Below are 1,036 nucleotides of genomic sequence, written 5' to 3' on the forward strand. Positions count from 1 at the left end.
TTACCGTAGCGAACCGGTGCGCCAAACGGTCGCCGTCGCCTGAACGTCCTCGAGAACTTTCGTCCCGAAACAGGGGACGCCCCGCTGCGGAAGTTCAGCGGGGCGGCTGCGGCAGCACGACCGACTGCTAGGGAGGTCGAGGCTGTCGGGTCCTCGGCCCAGTCGCGCTCCCTTTGACCAATTCGAACCGCAGCAACACCAAACTAGCCCGCCGATGCATAAGTTGCGTAGGGACTTTCGGCCCCTGAAGATCGCTGAAGGGCCCTATGTCGGTGCGTGTTTCGGATCCGCAGTCGGTCGGTCCGTCGCACAGCAGATCGCCTTCGGCGCATACACAGATCGCCGACGAAGATATAGAGCCTTGTGGCCCTTCCGGCACACGATTGCACTAGGCCAAACTGGGGTCTCCCGTTATCGAGAGGCCCATCTGATGGCTCAGTACCGCGCGCCGATGTGGACGTGGTTGCTACTGGTCGTGGCGCTGCTCCTCATCTTCGGGCGGTGCAGCGACGGTGACCGTGAGCTTTCGAACCACGGACAGATCGCGGTGTTGGGATCGACAGGTGCCGCGTCGTAGCGAGCCGGTAAGCCCAGGACTCCGTCAACGAGGATCGGCTTTGAATTCTCGACGCCTAGGGCTGACCGCTGCGGTTCGCGGAGGCGCTCGACGGCACGATCATCACCGGGCACGGGGCATGATGAATGAGGGCGTTACTCGTCGAGCCCAGGACTGAGCCCACAAATTCACTGCGGCCCCGACTTCCAACGACAATCAGTTGTGCTTCAGGCGCGTAACGCATCAATGCCCAGGCCGTCCGGCCGGTGGTCACCGCGCAATGGGCGACGACCTCGGGATGGCGTGCGCTCCACCGTGCGATGCGCTGATTCAGCAGTTCCTGCTGCTGCGCTTGGTATTCCGGCCACCATCGTGGTTGGGCTTCCGGATCCGCGAGGCTGCCGGGCAATTCGCCACAACTGAAGACGGCGGTGAGGTCGGCGCCGCGCAATGCCGCTTCCTCGAATGCCCACTCAGTGG

Annotated in this window: 1 protein-coding gene; it reads right to left on the bottom strand. The window is 63.4% G+C overall.

The annotated features are described in order from the left end of the window. Window positions 1-632 precede the first annotated feature (632 nt). The coding region (locus IMZ11_RS42440; protein WP_228649217.1) for a universal stress protein at window positions 633-1,036 on the bottom strand (404 nt) is incomplete at its 5' end.

This window comes from Microtetraspora sp. AC03309 (assembly GCF_020826795.1).
Lineage (GTDB): Bacteria > Actinomycetota > Actinomycetes > Streptosporangiales > Streptosporangiaceae > Microtetraspora > Microtetraspora glauca.